The organism is Streptomyces himalayensis subsp. himalayensis, from assembly GCF_013778455.1.
In the GTDB taxonomy this organism is placed as follows: Bacteria; Actinomycetota; Actinomycetes; order Streptomycetales; family Streptomycetaceae; genus Streptomyces; species Streptomyces himalayensis.
Genome location: NZ_JACEHE010000008.1, coordinates 116,320 through 135,741, shown reverse-complemented (window position 1 = coordinate 135,741; position 19,422 = coordinate 116,320). Strand labels below are relative to the sequence as shown.

Annotated in this window: 14 protein-coding genes; 11 read left to right on the top strand and 3 right to left on the bottom strand. The window is 72.2% G+C overall.

Annotated features, from left to right (window positions below; translation table 11 throughout):
* Nucleotides 1–6 precede the first annotated feature (6 nt).
* Nucleotides 7–987, top strand: coding sequence for a WD40 repeat domain-containing protein (locus H1D24_RS15555; RefSeq protein WP_181658146.1), 981 nt, complete (start codon nt 7–9; stop codon nt 985–987).
* A gap of 116 nt (nt 988–1,103) precedes the next feature.
* Here H1D24_RS15555 and serC read toward each other — a convergent pair whose 3' ends face one another.
* Nucleotides 1,104–2,222, bottom strand: coding sequence for a phosphoserine transaminase (serC, locus tag H1D24_RS15550; protein WP_181658145.1), 1,119 nt, complete (start codon nt 2,220–2,222; stop codon nt 1,104–1,106).
* A gap of 310 nt (nt 2,223–2,532) precedes the next feature.
* Between serC and H1D24_RS15545 the strand changes: the two genes are divergently transcribed.
* The 9 genes from H1D24_RS15545 to H1D24_RS15505 all read left to right on the top strand — a co-directional run bounded on the left by H1D24_RS15545 (nt 2,533) and on the right by H1D24_RS15505 (nt 15,571).
* Entirely contained in the window at nt 2,533–5,295 is a 2,763-nt protein-coding gene (locus H1D24_RS15545; RefSeq protein ID WP_258564110.1) for an FAD-binding and (Fe-S)-binding domain-containing protein, read from the top strand.
* 183 nt (nt 5,296–5,478) lie between these two features.
* The gene (locus H1D24_RS15540; RefSeq protein ID WP_181658307.1) at nt 5,479–6,456 is read left to right on the top strand and encodes an EamA family transporter; all 978 of its coding nucleotides are present in this window, start codon (nt 5,479–5,481) and stop codon (nt 6,454–6,456) included.
* Between the two features lie 175 nt (nt 6,457–6,631).
* On the top strand, nt 6,632–7,438 hold the full coding sequence (locus H1D24_RS15535) for a TIGR03084 family metal-binding protein (protein WP_181658143.1): 807 nt from the start codon (nt 6,632–6,634) through the stop codon (nt 7,436–7,438).
* 73 nt (nt 7,439–7,511) lie between these two features.
* A complete protein-coding gene (locus H1D24_RS15530) occupies nt 7,512–9,206 on the top strand; it encodes an acyclic terpene utilization AtuA family protein (RefSeq protein WP_181658142.1) in 1,695 nt (564 codons plus the stop codon).
* A 43-nt stretch (nt 9,207–9,249) separates the two neighbouring features.
* Nucleotides 9,250–10,848 (top strand): acyl-CoA carboxylase subunit beta, encoded by a 1,599-nt coding sequence (locus H1D24_RS15525; protein WP_181658141.1) that lies wholly within the window; start codon nt 9,250–9,252, stop codon nt 10,846–10,848.
* 20 nt (nt 10,849–10,868) lie between these two features.
* The gene (locus H1D24_RS15520) at nt 10,869–12,743 is read left to right on the top strand and encodes an acetyl/propionyl/methylcrotonyl-CoA carboxylase subunit alpha (RefSeq protein ID WP_309484326.1); all 1,875 of its coding nucleotides are present in this window, start codon (nt 10,869–10,871) and stop codon (nt 12,741–12,743) included.
* A gap of 100 nt (nt 12,744–12,843) precedes the next feature.
* The gene (locus H1D24_RS15515; protein WP_181658140.1) at nt 12,844–14,019 is read left to right on the top strand and encodes an acyl-CoA dehydrogenase family protein; all 1,176 of its coding nucleotides are present in this window, start codon (nt 12,844–12,846) and stop codon (nt 14,017–14,019) included.
* Nucleotides 14,020–14,102: 83 nt separating this feature from the next.
* Entirely contained in the window at nt 14,103–14,855 is a 753-nt protein-coding gene (locus H1D24_RS15510; protein ID WP_181658306.1) for an enoyl-CoA hydratase family protein, read from the top strand.
* Nucleotides 14,843–15,571, top strand: a complete 729-nt coding sequence (locus tag H1D24_RS15505) for a TetR/AcrR family transcriptional regulator (protein ID WP_258564091.1) — start codon at nt 14,843–14,845, stop codon at nt 15,569–15,571. The genes H1D24_RS15510 and H1D24_RS15505 overlap by 13 nt, the downstream gene beginning before the upstream one ends.
* A gap of 46 nt (nt 15,572–15,617) precedes the next feature.
* Here the strand turns inward: H1D24_RS15505 and H1D24_RS15500 are convergent, their stop codons facing one another.
* On the bottom strand, nt 15,618–16,718 hold the full coding sequence (locus H1D24_RS15500) for a citrate synthase 2 (RefSeq protein ID WP_181658139.1): 1,101 nt from the start codon (nt 16,716–16,718) through the stop codon (nt 15,618–15,620).
* A gap of 503 nt (nt 16,719–17,221) precedes the next feature.
* On the opposite strand from H1D24_RS15500, the gene pdxH reads away from it, so the two are divergent.
* Nucleotides 17,222–17,860 (top strand): pyridoxamine 5'-phosphate oxidase, encoded by a 639-nt coding sequence (gene pdxH, locus H1D24_RS15495; RefSeq protein WP_258564108.1) that lies wholly within the window; start codon nt 17,222–17,224, stop codon nt 17,858–17,860.
* A gap of 73 nt (nt 17,861–17,933) precedes the next feature.
* Here pdxH and H1D24_RS15490 read toward each other — a convergent pair whose 3' ends face one another.
* A complete protein-coding gene (locus tag H1D24_RS15490) occupies nt 17,934–18,791 on the bottom strand; it encodes an alpha/beta fold hydrolase (protein ID WP_181658137.1) in 858 nt (285 codons plus the stop codon).
* Nucleotides 18,792–19,422 lie beyond the last annotated feature (631 nt).

Genomic DNA, 19,422 nt, shown 5'->3' with positions numbered 1-19,422 from the left:
GAGGGCATGCGATCCCTGCCGCCCCTCGCCGGAGCCGTCCTCCTCGTCGCACTGTCGACGCCTGCCGCCTTCGCCGACGGCGGCGCCGAGGGGTTCACGATCAAGGATCCGCGGATCACCGAGTCCAGCGGCCTCGCCGCCTCGCACCTCCACCCCGGTGTCTACTGGACGCACAACGACAGCGACGACGGCGCGTATCTCTACGCGGTCGACTCGAAGACCGGGCGGACCGTCGCGACCGTCACCATGACGGGCGTCGGCCGGGCGCGTGACATGGAGGCCATCTCGATAGGGCCCGACAACAACCTCTACGTCGGCGACATAGGCGACAACCTCGGCGGCACCTGGCCGTACGTCTGGATCTACAAGCTTCCCGAGCCCAGGGAACTGCGCGATCAGACGGTCCGCGCCACGCAGTACGTCGTGAAGTACGAGGACGGGCCGCGAGACGCAGAGGCGCTGATGGTCCATCCCAAGACCGGCCGGGTGTACATCGCCGACAAGAAGGAGGACGGCGGCTCCCTCTACGAAGGCCCGGCCCGGCTCTCCGCCTCTGGCACGAACGTCTTCAAGCGCGTGGCCGGCACGGATCTCTGGGTGACCGACGGCGCGTTCTCGCCCGACGGCAAGCACCTTGCGCTGCGCGGCTACTTCGGCGGGGTGCTCTACGCGTGGCGCGACGGGAAGCCGGAGCGGGAGGGGCGGCTGAGCGTGCCGCTGCAGGGGCAGGGCGAGTCCATGACCTATACGGCGGACGGCTCCGCCCTGATGTACGGCAGCGAGGGCGCGCAGAGCCCGGTCGAGCCCGTCGAGGTGAAGGAAGAGGGCGGCGCGGCGTCCAAGACGCCGTCCACAGGTGGTGGATCGGACAGCGCGGCCACGGACAGCGGGCCCGGTTTCGACGCCGACTTCAGGACCGGCGCCATCGCTCTCGCCGCCACCCTGGCCGTCGTCTTCGGCCTGAAGCGGCTGCTGCGGCGGGGCTGAGACGTCCCGGACGCTGTCGAGCGGGTGCTTGCAGGTCCCGGTAGTGAACCTGAGCCTGCGACTGAAGAGGGCGCCCGACGTTTCGCCGGGCGCCCTTCAGTGTCGTACCGCAGTGATCAGAGCTTCTCGATCACGTAGTCGATGCACTTCGTCAGCGCCTCGATGTCCGACGGCTCGATCGCCGGGAACATCGCGACGCGCAGCTGGTTACGGCCCAGCTTGCGGTACGGCTCCGTGTCCACGATGCCGTTGGCGCGGAGCACCTTGGCGACCGCGGCGGCGTCGACGTCGTCCGAGAAGTCGATCGTGCCGATGACCTGCGAGCGCTTCGCCGGGTCGGCGACGAACGGGTTGGCGTACTTGACGTCCTCGGCCCAGCCGTAGAGCGTCCGCGCGGAGGTCGCGGTGCGCCGCACCGCCCAGTCCAGGCCGCCCTGGCCGTTGATCCACTCCAGCTGCTCGTTGAGCAGGAACAGCGTGGCGAGGGCCGGGGTGTTGTACGTCTGGTTCTTGCGGGAGTTGTCGATCGCCGTGGGGAGGCTGAAGAACTCCGGGACGTGGCGGCCCGACGCGTGGATGCGCTCGGCACGCTCGATCGCGGCGGGGGAGAAGACGGCGATCCACAGGCCGCCGTCGGCGGCGAAGGACTTCTGCGGCGCGAAGTAGTAGACGTCGGTCTCGGCGATGTCGACCGGCAGACCGCCCGCGCCGGAGGTGGCGTCCACGAGGACGAGCGAGCCCGCGTCGGCGCCCTCGACCCGCTTGAGGGGCATGGCCACACCGGTCGAGGTCTCGTTGTGCGTGAACGCGTAGACGTCGACGCCCGCCTCGGCGGCGGCCTCGGGGTGCGTACCCGGGTCGGTGGAGATGACGGTCGGCTCGGCGAGCCACGGGGCCAGTTTCGCGGCCTTGGCGAACTTGGAGCTGAACTCGCCGAAGCTGAGGTGCTGCGACTTGTTCTCGATCAGGCCGTGGGTCGCGATGTCCCAGAACGCGGTCGAGCCGCCGTTGCCGAGGATCACCTCGTAGCCCTCGGGGAGCTGGAAGAGGTCGCGTACGCCCTCGCGGACCTTGCCGACCAGGTTCTTGACCGGGGCCTGGCGGTGAGAGGTGCCCATGAGGGACGTGCCGGTGGCGGCCAGGGCGTCCAGCGCCTCCGTGCGCACCTTGGAGGGGCCCGCGCCGAAACGTCCGTCGGCGGGCTTGATGTCAGCGGGAATCTGGATCTCAGCCACGTGGGGAGCCTAGTCGCTCGGTGAAACCTGGCGGAAACGTGTCCGTCGGATGAGACGGGCGAGCCGGATCATGAGAACGGGGCAGCCGGATCATGAGGAGTGCGGGCGGGGGCATCCTGGGGGCATGGCTGATCTCGAAGGGGTACCGGGCGAGCTGCGGGTTGACGGGGGCGATGACCGGCGTGTCGGCCGGAGGACTGAGCCTGGCGGTGACCCGGGCGCTGATCTGCGCGCTCAGCTGCGGAGCCGGCTTCGGGCGGCCGTCGGCGGGGACGTCGACTTCGGGGTGACCGCGAGGGCGCTGACCACCATGGACGCGTCCAACTACCGGCGTGTGCCGCTCGGTGTGGTGGCCCCGCGGGACGCCGACGACGTGGCCGCGGTGCTCGCCGTGTGCCGCGAGCACGGTGTGCCGCTCGTGGCGCGCGGCGGCGGCACGTCCATCGCCGGCCAGGCGACCGGCGCCGGTGTCGTCCTGGACTTCACTCGGCACATGAACAAGATCGTTTCCCTGGAACCGGAGGAGCGTACGGCGGTCGTCCAGCCGGGCGTCGTCCTGGACCGGCTCCAGGAGGCCGCGGCCCCGCACGGCCTGCGGTTCGGGCCCGACCCGTCCACGCACAGCCGCTGCACCCTCGGCGGGATGATCGGCAACAACTCGTGCGGGTCGCACTCGGTGGCGTGGGGGACGACCGCGGACAACGTCGGCGAGTTGTCGGTGATCAGTGGCCGGGGCGAGCGCCTGCGGCTGGGCCGCGGATGGGCCGGTGCCCCTGACGGCCTGCGCGCTCTCGTGGACGGCGAGTTGGCGCTGCTGCGCACCGGCTTTCCCGAGCTGCCGCGCCGTATCTCCGGCTACGCACTGGACGCGCTGCTGCCCGAGAAGGGCGCGGACGTCGCGCGTGCGTTCTGCGGCAGCGAAGGCACGCTCGGCGTGCTCACGGAGGCGGTCGTCCGGCTCGTCGAGGCGCCACGCGCGCGTGCGCTCGGCGTTCTCGGGTACGCAGACGAGGGCGCCGCCGCGGACGCGGCCGCAGGACTGCTGCCGTTCGGGCCGCTGACCGTGGAGGGCATGGCCGCCGACCTCGTGCCCCCAGGCACTGCCGCGCTGCCCAAGGGCGGTGCCTGGCTGTTCGTCGAGACGGGCGGCGGCTCGGAGGCGGAGGCACGCGCGCGTGCCGAGGCGATCGTGCGCGCCGCCGACGTCGTGGACGCCGTCGTCGTCACCGACCCGGCCGGGCAGCGCACCCTGTGGCGGATCCGCGAGGACGCGAGCGGTACGGCGACGCGGATGCCGGACGGCACGGAGGCCTGGCCGGGCTGGGAGGACTGTGCGGTGCCGCCGGCCCGGCTGGGCGGTTACCTGCGGGACTTCCGGGGGCTGCTGGCCCAGCACGGCCTGCTCGGCACGCCGTACGGGCACTTCGGCGACGGCTGCATCCACGTCCGCATCGACTTCGACCTGCTGACGCCCGAGGGCATCGGCCGCTTCCGCCGCTTCTCGGAGGAGCTCGCGGACGTGGTCGTCGCCCACGGCGGCTCGCTCTCGGGCGAGCACGGCGACGGCCAGGCACGCGCCGAGCTGCTGCCGAAGATGTACGGCACGGAGATGGTGCGGCTCTTCGAACGGGTGAAGGGCGCCTGGGACCCGGACGACCTGCTCAACCCGGGGATGCTGGTACGCCCGGCCCGGCTCGACGAGAACCTGCGGTTCGCCGTCCTGCCGCGGAAACCGGTCGACGTGGCCTTCGGCTACCCCCACGACGGCGGGGACTTCTCGGCGGCGGTCCGCCGGTGCGTGGGCGTCGCGAAGTGCCGTACGGGGACGGCGGCGGGGCCTGCGGTGATGTGCCCGTCCTTCCGGGCCACAGGCGAGGAGGAGCATTCCACGCGCGGGCGCGCGCGCCTGCTGCACGAAATGCTGGCGGGCGAGGTGGTGACGGACGGCTGGCGGTCCACGGAGGTCCGCGACGCGCTCGACCTGTGCCTGTCGTGCAAAGGCTGCCGGTCGGACTGCCCGGTCGGCGTCGACATGGCCACGTACAAGGCGGAGTTCCTGCACCACCACTACGCGGGGCGGCGGCGACCGGCCGCGCACTACGCGATGGGGTGGCTGCCGCGCTGGCTCCGGCTCGCCGCGCCCTTCGCGGGCGCCGTGAACTTCGCGACCGCCGTGAACGCGGCGCTGCGGCTGCGCCCGCTGGCCACGCTCGCCAAGCGGCTCGGCGGCATCGCACCGGAGCGGGAGCTTCCGCGGCTGCCGCGCGAGACGTTCCGGCGGTGGTTCGACCGCCGCGCACGACGGCTCGGCGGAGGCCGCACGGACATCCTCTCGTCGAACCAGGCCGCCGTGCTGTGGCCGGACACCTTCACCGATCATCTGTCGCCCGAGGTGGGCAAGGCGGCAGTGAAGGTCCTGGAGGACGCCGGACGCCGGGTCGTCCTGCCGCCGTCGGGCGTGTGCTGTGGCCTGACGTACGTCTCGACCGGCCAGCTCGACCGCGCCCGCGCCGTCATGCGCCGCACCCTCGACCGGATGGAGCCGGTCATGGGCGGCCCCTTGGTCGTACTGGAGCCCAGCTGCGCGGCCGCACTCAGGACCGACCTGCCGGAACTCCTCCACGACGACCCACGCGCGCGTGAACTCGCCGACTCGGTCCGCACGCTCGCCCAGTACCTGGAGGAGCAGGCTCCCGACTGGCAGCCGCCGCGCCTCGACCGACCCGTCGCCGGCCAGACCCACTGCCACCAGCACGCGGTCCTCGGCGACGCGGCCGAACGCCGCCTGCGCGAGAAGGCGGGCCTGACCGGCGACCTCAGCGGCGGCTGCTGCGGCCTCGCAGGCAACTTCGGCTTCGAGAAGGGCCATTACGAGGTCTCGACCGCCTGCGCCGAGGAGCAGCTGCTTCCGTCGGTACGGGCGGCGTCGGACGACACGGTGCTGCTGGCCGACGGCTTCTCCTGCCGCACCCAGCTGGAGCAGCTCGCGGGGCGGCGGGGGAGGCATGTGGCGGAGGTGCTGGCCGAAGCGCTCGGGGACTCCGGCGACCGGGCCGACCGGCCGCCGACGTAAGCTGCAAAAGGGTTTCACAGTGCTGGACGGGTGCACTATTTTGAATACGCGAGTCCAGGTGAATGGACTTGTGGCTTGGATTGGACCTCGGGAAGGCTGAGAGCCGTGTCGGACGTGTCGGAAGCAGGCGTCGCACAAGGTGCGCAGGGCACTCCTGGTGGCGTCGGCGATACGGCGCCCGCCGTGGCGGCGGCAGCGCCAGGTGCCGTGCCGGCTGCGCAGGCCGCAGCCGACGTGCCGGGCGCACCCGGAAGGCGCCGCAGTTTCCGCTTCGGTCTCGGCTCCCTCGGTCCCGTCGGCCTCGTCCTCGCCGGCGGTGTCTCCGTGCAGTTCGGCGGCGCGCTCGCGGTGAGTCTGATGCCGAGGGCGGGGGCTCTCGGTGTCGTGACGCTGCGGCTCATCGTCGCCGCGGTCGTGCTGCTCGCCGTCTGCCGTCCGCGGCTGCGCGGTCACTCGCGCGCCGACTGGGGCACCGTCCTCGCCTTCGGTGTCGCCATGGGCGCCATGAACGGGCTCTTCTACCAGGCCGTCGCCCGTATCCCGCTGGGACCGGCCGTCACCCTCGAGGTCCTGGGCCCGCTCGCGCTCTCCGTGCTCGCGTCCCGCCGGGCGGTGAACGTGATCTGGGCAGGCCTCGCCCTCGCCGGCGTCTTCCTGCTCGGCGGCGGAGGCTTCGAGAGCCTCGACCCCCTGGGTGTCGCCTTCGCGCTGGGCGCCGGCGCCATGTGGGCGGCGTACATCGTGTTCAGCGCCCGTACGGGACGCCGCTTCCCGCAGGCCGACGGCCTGGCGCTGGCCATGGCCGTGGCGGCCCTGCTCTTCCTGCCGTTGGGCATCGCGGAGTCGGGGACGAAGCTCATCGACCCGGTCACGCTGGGCCTCGGCGCGGGCGTCGCGATGCTCTCGTCCGTCCTGCCGTACACCCTCGAACTGATCGCCCTGCGACGCCTGCCCGCGTCCACCTTCGCCGTCCTCATGAGCCTGGAACCGGCCCTCGCGGCGTTTGCCGGCTTCCTGGTCCTGCACCAGGCCCTGTCTGCCACCCAGGCGCTGGCGATCGCGCTGGTCATCGGTGCGAGCATGGGGGCGGTGCGGACGCAGGTGGGGCGGGGGAAGGCGAAGGGGCTGGACGACGCGGCCCAGGGCGGCACCGCCCTCTGACGCGACGCGTTTCCTTACGTCTGGCCGTCCTCGTCGGCCTGGTCCTCCCGGGAGTCCACCGGCTGCCGCTCCGTAACGAACGGCCCGAAATCAATGCAAGCACGCTTGCTTGTTTTTCTGGCGGCTGCCATGCTCCGGGGGCACACCGCCGTGCCGGTCCCGAGGGGAGCGCACCGTGTCCGAACCCGCTGTCGTACTGGACGACTTGCGTGCCGAAGGTGATGAACTCGACGAGATCGTCGGTGGACTGAGCCGTCAGAAGTGGGCCTGGATGACCTCCGCGCCCCGCTGGACCATCGCCCACCAGATCGCTCATCTCGAGTGGACCGACCGCATGGCGCTGCTGTCCGTCACCGACCCGGACGGCTTCGCCGCAGAGGCCGCGAAGGCTCTGGCCGCGCCGGAGACCTTCGTCGACCAGGCGGCCGAGGCGGGCGCGGCACTGCCGCACACCGACTTGCTCGCCCGCTGGCGCACCGGGCGTGACCTGCTGCAGAAGGCGCTGCGGGCGGCTCCGACCGGGACCCGGTTTCCCTGGTACGGGCCGCCGATGAGCGCGGCCTCCATGGCGACCGGCCGTCTGATGGAGACCTGGGCGCATGGTCAGGACATCGTGGACGCCCTCGGCACGACCCGTCGGGCCACCGCGCGGCTGCGTCACGTGGCGCGTATCGGCGTACGCGCGCGTGACTTCTCCTTCGCGGTGCGGGGACTGGCCGCCCCGGGCGAGGAGTTCCGCGTCGAGCTCACCCCGCCCGACGGGTCGGGTTCGGGTGAGGTGTGGACGTACGGGCCCGAGGACGCCGCGCAGAGGGTCACCGGGCCCGCGCTCGACTTCTGCCTCCTGGTCACCCAGCGCGCCCACCGCGCCGACCTCGCCGTACGGGCCGAGGGGCCCGACGCCGACCGGTGGCTGGACATCGCGCAGGCCTTCGCGGGCCCGCCGGGGGCCGGGCGTGCGCCGAAGGGGGGCGGCCGATGACGGGCCCGCTGCGCATCGCGCAGGCCTTCGCCGGTCCGCCCGGCGCCGGACGCACGCCGAAGGGCGCCGCCCGATGACCGGCCCGCTGCGCATCGGCAACGCCTCCGGGTTCTACGGCGATCGCTTCGACGCGATGCGCGAGATGCTGACGGGCGGCCCGCTCGACGTCCTGACCGGCGACTATCTCGCCGAGCTGACCATGCTCATCCTGGGGCGGGACCGCCTCAAGAACCCGGACGGCGGCTACGCGCGCACCTTTCTGCGGCAGTTGGAGGAGTGCCTCGGGCTCGCGTATGAGCGAGGCGTGCGGATCGTGGCCAACGCGGGCGGGCTGAACCCGGCCGGACTCGCCGACGCCGTACGCGCGTTGGCCGACCGGCTCGGCATCCCCGTCCGCGTCGCCCACGTCGAGGGTGACGAGCTCAGCGGCTGTTTCCCGGGGGTGCTCGCCGCGCACGCCTACCTCGGCGGCGGCGGAATCGGCGTCTGCCTGCGGGAGGGCGCGGACGTCGTCGTCACCGGCCGGGTCACGGACGCGGCGCTGGTCAGCGGGCCCGCCGCGGCCCACTTCGGCTGGGGGCCAGGGGCGTACGACGAGCTGGCGGGTGCCGTCGTCGCCGGGCATGTCCTGGAGTGCGGCACCCAGGCCACGGGCGGCAATTACGCGTTCTTCGCCGAGCACGACGGGCGTCGCCTGCGGCATCCGGGGTTTCCGGTCGCCGAGATCCACGAGGACGGCTCGTCCGTCATCACCAAGCACGACGGGACGGGCGGTGTCGTGGACATCGGCACGGTCACGGCGCAGCTCCTGTACGAGACGTCCGGTGCGCGGTACGCGGGGCCGGACGTCACCGCCCGCCTCGACTCCGTACGCCTCACGCAGGACGGACCCGACCGCGTGGGCATCAGCGGCGTGCGCGGCGAGGCCCCGCCCCCGACCCTCAAGGTCGGGCTGAACCGGCTCGGCGGGTTCCGCAACGAGGTCGTCTTCGTCCTCACGGGGCTCGATGTCGAGGCGAAGGCGGCGCTTGTGCGCGAGCAGATGGAGGCCGCGCTCGATGCCGCCAAGTCCCGTCCGAGCGAGGTGCGATGGGAGCTGGCCCGCACCGACCGGCCGGACGCGGACACCGAGGAGACCGCGAGTGCGCTGCTCCGGCTCGTCGTCCGCGACGCCGACGAGCAGTCCGTGGGACGGCGCCTCAGCGGGGCCGCCGTCGAGCTGGGGCTCGGCAGCTACCCGGGGTTCCATCTGACGGCGCCGCCGGGCAGGGGCGCGCCGTACGGGGTGTTCGATGCGGCCTACGTCGAGCAGGGCGCCGTGGACCATGTGGCGGTGCTCCACGACGGACGGCGGATCCCGGTGCCTCCGCCCGCCGCCACCCGCGTACTGGAAGCCGCGGACGAGCCACCGCTGACCGAGCCGCTGCCGCCAGGCCGGACCTGTCGCGCGCCGCTCGGCCTGGTCGCCGGGGCCCGCAGCGGCGACAAGGGCGGCGACGCGAACATCGGCGTGTGGGCGCGCACCGACGACGCCTGGCGCTGGCTCGCGCACACCCTGACCGCCGACCGCCTGCGGGAGCTTCTCCCGGAGTGCTCCGGCCTCCCCGTCGTACGCCATGTGCTGCCGAACCTGCGGGCGTTGAACTTCGTCGTCGAGGGCCTGCTCGGCGAGGGCGTCGCCGCGCAGGCCCGCTTCGATCCGCAGGCCAAGGCGCTGGGGGAGTGGCTGCGGTCGCGGCACTTGGAGATACCGGAGGTACTGCTGTGACGGAGGCCTGGCGCCATGTCTTTTCCTCGCCGGAGGTGACCCCGTGACCGTCCTCGCGTCCGCGCTGGACACCACCGCCCCTGACCACGCCGCCCACCGCGAAGCCATGCTCGGCAAGCTCGCCGAGCTCGACGCCGAGCACGCCAGGGCGCTCGCGGGCGGCGGCGAGAAGTACGTCGCCCGGCATCGCGCGCGCGGGAAGCTGCTCGCCCGCGAGCGCATCGAGCTGCTGCTCGATCCGGACACCCCGTTCCTGGAGCTGTCGCCGCTTGCGGCCTGGGGCAGCGACTACGCGGTGGGGGCCTCACTCGTCACCGGGATCGGCGTCGTAGAGGGCGTCGAATGCCTGATCACGGCCAATGACCCGACCGTACGCGGCGGGGCCAGCAATCCGTGGTCGCTGAAGAAGGCGCTGCGCGCCAACGAGATCGCCTACGCCAACCGGCTGCCCTGCATCAGTCTCGTCGAGTCGGGCGGCGCCGATCTGCCGTCGCAGAAGGAGATCTTCATCCCCGGCGGGGCGATCTTCCGCGACCTGACGCGGCTGTCGGCGGCCGGCATCCCGACCGTCGCCGTGGTCTTCGGGAACTCCACGGCCGGAGGCGCGTACATCCCCGGTATGTCGGACCACGTGATCATGGTCAAGGAGCGCGCGAAGGTCTTCCTCGGCGGGCCACCGCTCGTGAAGATGGCCACCGGCGAGGAGAGCGACGACGAGTCGCTCGGCGGAGCCGAGATGCACGCGCGCGTGTCCGGTCTCGCCGACTACTTCGCGCTCGACGAGCAGGACGCCCTGCGCCAGGCCCGCCGCGTCGTGGCCCGCCTCAACCACCGCAAGGCGCACCCCGATCCGGGCCCGGCCGAACCGCCCAAGTACGACGAGGACGAGCTCCTGGGCATCGTGCCGGGCGATCTGAAGATCCCCTTCGATCCGCGCGAGGTCATCGCCCGGATCGTCGACGCCTCCGACTTCGACGAGTTCAAGCCGCTGTACGGGACGAGCCTGTGCACCGGGTGGGCGACCCTGCACGGCTATCCGATCGGGATCCTCGCCAACGCGCAGGGCGTGCTGTTCAGCGAGGAGTCGCAGAAGGCGGCCCAGTTCATCCAGCTCGCCAACCAGCGCGACATCCCCCTCCTCTTCCTGCACAACACCACCGGCTACATGGTCGGCAAGGAGTACGAGCAGGGCGGCATCATCAAGCACGGCGCGATGATGATCAACGCGGTGTCCAACTCGCGCGTACCGCACCTCAGCGTGCTGATGGGCGCCTCGTACGGCGCCGGCCACTACGGCATGTGCGGGCGGGCCTACGACCCGCGGTTCCTCTTCGCCTGGCCCAGCGCCAAGTCCGCCGTCATGGGCCCGCAGCAGCTCGCGGGGGTGCTCTCCATCGTCGCCCGCCAGTCGGCCGCCGCGAAGGGGCAGCCCTACGACGAGGACGCAGACGCCGCCCTGCGCGCCATGGTGGAGCAGCAGATCGAGTCCGAGTCCCTGCCGATGTTCCTGTCCGGGCGGCTGTACGACGACGGGGTCATCGACCCGCGCGACACCCGCACGGTGCTCGGCCTGTGCCTGTCCGCGATCCACACGGCGCCCGTCGAGGGTGCGCGCGGCGGCTTCGGCGTCTTCCGGATGTGACGGATATGAGGTCCTCTCCAGTGATCACTTCTGTGCTCGTGGCCAACCGCGGCGAGATCGCCTGCCGTGTCTTCCGTACGTGCCGTGACCTGGGTATCCGGACGGTCGCCGTGCACTCGGACGCCGACGAGAACGCCCTCCACGCGCGCGTGGCCGACACCTCCGTACGCCTGCCGGGAGCGGCGTCCGCCGAGACGTATCTGCGCGGCGACCTGATCGTGAAGGCGGCGCTGGCCGCGGGCGCCGACGCCGTGCACCCCGGCTACGGCTTCCTCTCCGAGAACGCCGACTTCGCGCGTGCCGTGCTCGACGCGGGTCTCGTCTGGATCGGACCGCCGCCCGAGGCGATCGAGGCGATGGCGTCGAAGACGCGCGCCAAGAAGCTCATCGGCATCGCGCCTCTGGAGGAGGTGACGGAGGACGACCTTCCGGTGCTGGTCAAGGCGGCCGCGGGCGGTGGCGGGCGCGGCATGCGGGTCGTACGGGAACTCTCCGAGCTGGACGGCGCCCTGGAGGCGGCACGGGCCGAGGCCCTGAGCGCCTTCGGGGACGGTGAGGTGTTCGTCGAGCCGTACATCCAGGGCGGGCGGCACGTCGAGGTCCAGATCATGGCCGACGCGCACGGCACGGTGTGGGCGCTCGGCACCCGGGACTGCTCCCTCCAGCGCCGCCACCAGAAGGTGATCGAGGAGGCACCCGCCCCGGGACTCTCGCGGGAACTCACCGATCACCTCCACCTGTTGGCGGTCCGTGCCGCGCATGCGACCGGCTACCGCGGCGCCGGAACCGTCGAGTTCCTGGTCGCTGACGGCCACGCGCACTTCCTGGAGATGAACACCCGCCTCCAGGTCGAACACCCCGTGACGGAAGCCGTGTTCGGTATCGATCTCGTCGCGCTGCAGATCCGGATCGCCGAGGGCGGGGCGCTGGACGCCGAGCCGCCACGCGCGCGTGGGCACGCGATCGAGGCCCGCCTGTACGCGGAGGACCCGGCCCGCGACTGGGCACCGCAGACCGGCACCCTGCACCGCCTCAGCGTGCCCGGCGTCCGCCTGGACACCGGCTACGAGGACGGCGACCCGATCGGCGTCCACTACGACCCGATGCTCGCCAAGGCCGTCGCCCACGCCCCCACGCGCGCGGAGGCCATCCGGAAGCTCGCGGGCGCCCTGGAACGGGCGGTCGTGCACGGCCCTGTCACCAACCGGGATCTGCTCGTCCGCTCCCTGCGGCACGAGGAGTTCACCACCGGCCGCAGGGACACCGGGTTCTACGGCCGTCATCTGCCGGAGCTGACAGGGCCGGACCCCGACCCGTACGCCCCGCTGGCCGCGGCCCTCGCCGACGCCCACGGCCGTTCCCGGTTCGGCGGCTGGCGGAATCTGCCGTCGCAGCCGCAGGTCAAGCGGTACGCCATGGCGGGCGAGGAGCACGAGGTCCGCTACCGGCACACCCGCGCGGGCCTGGCCGCCGACGGGGTGCGGGTCATGCAGGCAGACGCCCGGCTCGTCGTCCTCGAAGTGGCCGGCATACGCCGGAAGTTCGAGGTGACGCGATACGGCGACCAAGTGTACGTGAACGCCACCGCCCTCGCCGTCCTGCCCCGCTTCCCCGACCCGGCCGCGCAACACGTCCCCGGGTCCCTGCTCGCACCCATGCCCGGCACCGTCGTCCGCGTCGCCGACGGGCTGGCCGTGGGAGCCGCCGTACGGACCGGGGAGCCCCTGTTGTGGCTGGAGGCGATGAAGATGGAGCACAAGATCGCCGCTCCCACCTCCGGCACGCTCACCGCCCTGCACGCCGCCCCCGGCCGCCAGGTCGAGGTCGGCGCGCTGCTCGCCGTCGTCGAGCCGTCGCAGAAGCCGTCGTCGAGTCCGTCGTCGAGTCCGTCGTAGAGCCCGTCGCCGAGTCCGTCGTCGAAGCCGTCGCCGAATCCGTCGTCGAGGCCGTCGCCGATTCCGTCGCCGAATCCGCCGTACAGGAGGACCAGGACCAGTGAGCGCCACCTTGGAAACCGACGAGCACAAAGCCCTGCGCGCCGCCGTCGCCCAGCTCGGCAGGCGCTACGGGCGCGAGTACCTCACCAAGGCCGTCGCCGAGGGCCGCCACCCCGGGGAACTGTGGGCCGAGGCCGCCAAACTCGGCTACCTCGGTGTGAACCTCCCCGAGGAGTACGGCGGCGGAGGCGGCGGCATCACCGAACTCGCCATCGTCCTCGAGGAGCTGGGCGCCGCCGGATGCCCGCTGCTGATGATGGTCGTCTCGCCCGCGATCTGCGGCACCGTCATCGCCCGCTTCGGCACCGAGGAGCAGAAGCGCACCTGGCTGCCGGGCATCGCCGACGGCAGCCGCACCATGGCCTTCGGCATCACCGAACCGGACGCGGGCTCCAACTCGCACCGCATCACCACCACGGCCCGCAGGGACGGCACGGACTGGGTGCTGAGCGGCCGCAAGGTGTTCATCTCCGGCGTCGACATCGCAGACGCGACGCTCGTAGTCGCCCGCACCGAGACTGTGTCCGACAAAGAGGGCCGCACCGGCCGCCTCAAGCCCTGCCTCTTCGTCGTACCGCGTGACGCCGAGGGCTTCCAGCGGCACGGTATCGACATGGAACTCCAGGCCCCGGAGAAGCAGTTCGAGCTCGTCCTCGACGACGTCCGGCTGCCCGCGGACGCGCTCGTGGGCGACGAGGACGCGGGCCTGCTGCAACTGTTCGCGGGCCTCAACCCCGAGCGCATCATGACCGCCGCCTTCGCGATCGGCATGGGCCGTTACGCGCTTGCCCGTGCCGTCGGCTACGCAAAGGACCGCACCGTCTGGCAGGCCCCGATCGGCGCGCACCAGGCCATCGCCCACCCCCTCGCGCAGTCCCACATCGAACTCGAACTCGCCCGCCTGATGACGCAGAAGGCCGCCCACCTCTACGACACGGGCGACGACATCGGTGCGGGTGAGGCCGCCAACATGGCCAAGTACGCGGCCGCCGAGGCCTGCGTGAAGGCCGTCGACCAGGCCGTGCACACCCTGGGCGGCAACGGCCTCACCCGCGAGTACGGTCTCGCCTCGCTCATCACCGCGTCGCGCGTGGCCCGTATCGCCCCTGTGAGCCGCGAAATGATCCTCAATTTTGTGTCCCACCAGACACTCGGGCTGCCCAAGTCGTACTAGACGCGCCCCGCGGCGGTGATCGCGGGCCTCACGTTCAAGGAGCCGACATGGCGTCCCAAGGAGACGGCCTCGCGGGTGCCGACATGGTGCCCCAAGGAACCGGTCCGGTCACCCGGCACCACGAGGATGGCATCACCACCCTCACGCTGGACGCGCCCGCGCGGCGCAACGCGCTCTCGGCCGGGCTCGTCGCCGCCCTGGCCGTCGCGCTCGCGGAGTGCGGCAAGGACGAGGACGTACGCGCGGTCGTCCTCACCCACACCGGGAACACCTTCAGCGCGGGCGCCGACCTGCGCGAACCGCCCGACCCCGCCGCCCTGGTGGCGCTGCTGCGGCAGATCGTCGACCTGCCCAAGCCGGTGGTGGCCCGGGTGACCGGGCACGCGCGCGCAGGCGGCCTCGGCCTCATCGGCGCGTGCGACATCGCGGCCGCGGGCCCCGAAGCGACCTTCGCCTTCACGGAGGTACGCATCGGGGTCGCGCCCGCCGTCATCTCGCTTCCGCTGCTGCCCCGCCTCGACGCGCGCGCCGCCGCCCGCTACTACCTCACCGGTGAGCGCTTCGACGCGGCCGAGGCGGCCCGCGTCGGGCTGCTCACCATGGCGGCCCGGCACGATGTCGACGCGGCGCTCGCTCCCGTACTCGACGGGCTGCGGGGGGCCGCCCCCGGAGCCCTGGCGGAGACAAAGCGGCTGGTCACGGCTAAGGTGCTGGAAACCTTCGACCGGGAGGCGGCGGCCCTGACCGCTCTCTCCGCTCGGCTCTTCGCCTCCGCGGAGGCCCGCGAAGGGATGACGGCCTTCCTTGAACGACGGGATCCCGTATGGGTGTTGTGACTCCGGCCGGACGCGCGGCACCGGCCGACGGCACGGCCCCCGCCGACCTTACGGTCCCCTCCGGCGGCACCCCCAGCGCGACCAGCGCCGACCGCGTCCCCCGACAGGACCGGCTGCCGAAGCAGGACCGGTCTCCGAAACAGGACCGCAGCCGTGCCACCCGGCGGCGCCTCCTGGAAGCCGCCGTCGCCTGCCTCGCCGAGCACGGGTGGGCCGGCTCCACGGTGTCGGTCGTCGCCGAGCGCGCAGGCGTCTCGCGGGGCGCGGCCCAGCACCACTTCCCGACCCGCGAGGACCTGTTCACGGCAGCCGTCGCCTACGTCGCAGAGGAGCGCTCGACCGCGCTGCGGGCGCTGTTCCCGGGGGCCCCCACGGAAGGCCCGGCGGACCGCCGCGCCGTGGTGGCCGCTCTCGTCGACCTCTACACAGGACCGCTGTTCCGCGCCGCCCTCCACCTGTGGGTCGCGGCCTCCAACGAGGAGCAACTGCGCCCCCAGGTCACCGAGCTGGAGGCCCGGGTCGGCCGTGAGACCCACCGCATCGCGGTCGAACTCCTGTCCGCGGACGAGTCCCGTCCCGGCGTCCGCGAAACCGTCCAGGGCCTCCTCGACATGGCCCGCGGGCTGGGCCTGGCCAACCTGCTCACGGACGACGGGGCACGACGGGAGCGGGTGGTGACCCAGTGGGCAGCGCTGCTGGAGGAGGCGCTGGACTGAAGGCGGCCGGGTCCGCTGGAACGCGCCGCCGCGCCGCGGACGCCGATCAGCGCGAGATGCCCTCGTACCCCCCGATCTCCTGCGGGCTCCGCGGCCCCGGCCCCACGTACCGGGCCGACGGCCGCACCAGGCGACCCGTCCGCTTCTGCTCCAGGATGTGCGCCGACCAGCCCGCCGTGCGGGCGCAGGTGAACATCGACGTGAACATGTGCGCGGGAACCTCCGCGAAGTCCAGGACGATGGCCGCCCAGAACTCCACGTTCGTGGCCAGCACCCGGTCGGGGCGGCGGGCGTGCAGCTCCTCCAGGGCCGCCTTCTCCAGGGCCTCGGCGACCTCGAAGCGCGGGGCGCCCAGCTCACGCGCCGTGCGCCGCAGCACCCGCGCGCGCGGGTCCTCGGCCCGGTAGACGCGGTGCCCGAAGCCCATCAGCCGCTCGCCCCTGTCGAGGGCGTTCTTCACGTACGCCTCCGCGTCGCCCGTGCGCTCGATCTCCTCGATCATGTGGAGCACGCGGGAGGGCGCGCCGCCGTGCAGCGGCCCGGACATGGCGCCCACGGCGCCCGACAGCGCGGCCGCGACATCGGCACCGGTCGAGGCGATGACGCGGGCGGTGAACGTGGAGGCGTTCATGCCGTGCTCGGCGGCTGACGTCCAGTACGCGTCCACGGCCGCCACATGCTTGGGGTCCGGCTCGCCGCGCCAGCGGATCATGAACCGCTCGACGACGGAGTGCGCCTTGTCGATCTCGCGCTGGGGCACCATCGGCAGCCCCTGCCCGCGCGCCGACTGAGCGACGTAGGACAGGGCCATGACCGCGGCGCGCGCGAGGTCCTCACGGGCCTGCTCCGCGTCGATGTCGAGCAGCGGTTGCAGGCCCCAGACGGGGGCGAGCATCGCGAGCGCGGACTGGACGTCCACGCGGATGTCGCCGGAGTGCACCGGGATGGGGAACGGTTCGGCGGGCGGCAGACCGGGATCGAAGGCCCCGTCGACGAGCAGGCCCCACACGTTCCCGAACGAGACGTGGCCCACCAGATCCTCGATGTCGACGCCCCGGTAGCGAAGGGCGCCGCCCTCCTTATCCGGTTCGGCGATCTCCGTCTCGAACGCGATGACTCCCTCGAGTCCGGGTACGAAGTCGGACATCAGGCGGCTCCTCACTGTGTGCGACAGACGGTAGGGAGGACCGGAGTCGTTCAGAAGCGGGCTTCAGCGGGGTGCAGCGGGTGCAGCGGCTTCTGGCTTCAGCGGGCTTCGTTTCCGGTTTCCACGGTCGGTTCCGAAAATTCGCGGTCCGGATCGGTCACAGCGGTGATGCCCCGTGGGACAGGCGGTCACCCCCAACCGATTCGGCAGCAGGACCCTATCCCTTAGTGCCACCTTTGGGGAGTCCTCGCGGCACTCAGTGCCACATCACACACAGTGCCACTTCGGGCGGCTCGGCGCCTGTTCGACGGATGCCGGGCCCGGAATCAAAGGCCGGCGCCCAGGTGTGCATGGGCGCATGGTGGTGCGTCCGGGCACTCATCTATGGATCTGCAGGCCGTACACATCGCTTCGTACGGCAAGATGACCGCGTGAACGACCGTGCCCCCGCCGACCGCACCGCCCACGACCCCGACGTCTTCGAGGCCCCCGACCCCGCCGCGATGCGCGCGCACTACCGCGCCCAGGCGTTCGACGAGGCAGACCTCGCCGCACACCCCATGGACCAGTTCGCGCGCTGGTTCAAGGAGGCCGTGCACGCCGCCGAGCTCGGAGGCATCTACGAGCCCAACGCCATGGTCGTCTCCACGGCCGACGCCGCAGGACGGCCGAGCTCCCGCACGGTGCTCCTCAAGCAGTACGACGAGCGCGGCTTCGTCTTCTACACCAACTACGAGTCCCGCAAGGGCCGCGACCTGGCGGCCAACCCGCACATCGCGCTGCTCTTCCCCTGGCACCCCATGGCACGCCAGGTCTCCGTCACCGGCACGGTCACCCGTACCGGCCGCGGCGAGACCGCCGCGTACTTCCGCACCCGCCCCCACGGCTCCCAGCTCGGCGCCTGGGCCAGCGCCCAGTCCTCGGTGATCGCCTCCCGCGCCGAGCTCGACCATGCGTACGAGGAACTCCACACCCGTTACCCGGAGGGCGAGCGGGTCCCCGTCCCGCCCCACTGGGGCGGCTTCCGCGTCTTCCCGGAGACCATCGAGTTCTGGCAGGGACACGAGAACCGGCTGCACGACAGGCTGCGCTACGTCTACCGCGAGGACGGCACCTGGCGGATCGAACGGCTCAGCCCCTGAGGCGGCTACCGTGACTGCGTGCCGACGATTCCGGAGCGCCCGGGGTGCGGACGCGACGCGAGGAGGGGCGCCCTCACTCCGCGAGCACACGGTTCAGGAACGGTTCGACGGCAGCGCGCCACGCCTCCGGCTGGTCGTAGTGGACGAGGTGCCCGGCGTCCGCCACCTCGGCGTACTCACCCTTCGGCAGGACCCGCACCATCTCCTGGGCCTCGGCCCGGCCGAGCTCCCCGTCGAGGCCGCGCACGACGAGCGCGGGACACTGGACCTGCGCGAGCTCCTCCCAGTGCGCGTCATGGACCCAGGTCTCCCGGGACCTGAGCATCTGCTCGGGGTCGAAGACGGGCCGCCAGCCGTCGGGGGACTCGGCCATCACCTCGGCGTAGAACTCGCCGCGTGACGGATGGGGGCGCTCCACCCAGGGGTCGTCCTCGCCGAACCACTTGCGTACGTCGGCGAGGGTCGCGAAGGGGACGGGCCAGGCCTTGAACCAGTTCTCCCACTCACGCTGGGAGGCCGCGCCGAGCGCGGAGGCGCGCATGTCGCAGATGATCAGGCCGCGGACCAGGTCCGGGCGGCGGGCGGCGAGCTGCCAGGCGGTCAGGGCGCCCATGGCGTGGCCGATGAGGACGGCGGGGGCGAGACCGAGCTGGACGAGGGCGGCCTCGGCGTCCTCGACATAGACCTCACGGGTGTACGGACCCTCGGCCGGCTTGTCGCTGCGGCCGTGGCCGCGCTGGTCGAGGGCGACCGCGCGATACCGTTCCGCGAGCCAGCGGGCGCTGGACGCCCAGTGCGAGGCGCGGCCCATGAGGCCGTGCAGTAACAGCACGCCGGGAGCACGCTCGACCTCCCCGGTCTTGGGAGGATCGGCGAACTCCCAGGCAGCGAGGCGTACGCCGCCTGTTCCCGTCACGTCGATGCGCACCATGGTCTGGCACCCCCCTTGTGGTCTGCCGGGCCTTGTCGGGTCAGGCCCGAGCGGGCCGGTGGCCTCACTCGCTCCTGCGTCCCCTGCGTCCCGTGCATCCCGTAGGTCATCGCAGGCATCGCGCGATGCGTCACCGCGCGGCACCAACGTACGGACACGCTATCGAACCCCTATTCGAAAGCGCGCATTTTGTCGTCAACACCCCTCTTTCGGGTGACCGCTCCCCAGGATTGATCGGCGCGGCCGAGGGGAGATCTTCTGCGGGAGGCGGACCGCTCGGGGATACCGGTCCGAAGGGGAAGACCCTGAGAGCTCGGGGCTCCGGGTCGACACAGGGGGTGGACAGGCCCCGGCGCCGAACGGCGCCGGGGCCCTCCGTCTGTCTGCGGCACATCCATGCGCCCCCTCCCGACCGGGCTGCCCGACCCGGTCCGACTCGGCCCGACCCGGTCCGAAACGATCAGGACCAAAGTCATATGCCTCACGACAGCCTGGCACGCAAAACGTCCGGCCGCTGCCATTCCGCACACTGAATCTTGGATTCGGGTGGACGCCCGTGTCCCGGCGGGTGGATGTCCGCATCCGCCCGATTACCCGGCGACTTCCCGCCGATTACCCGGCGGTTCCCCGG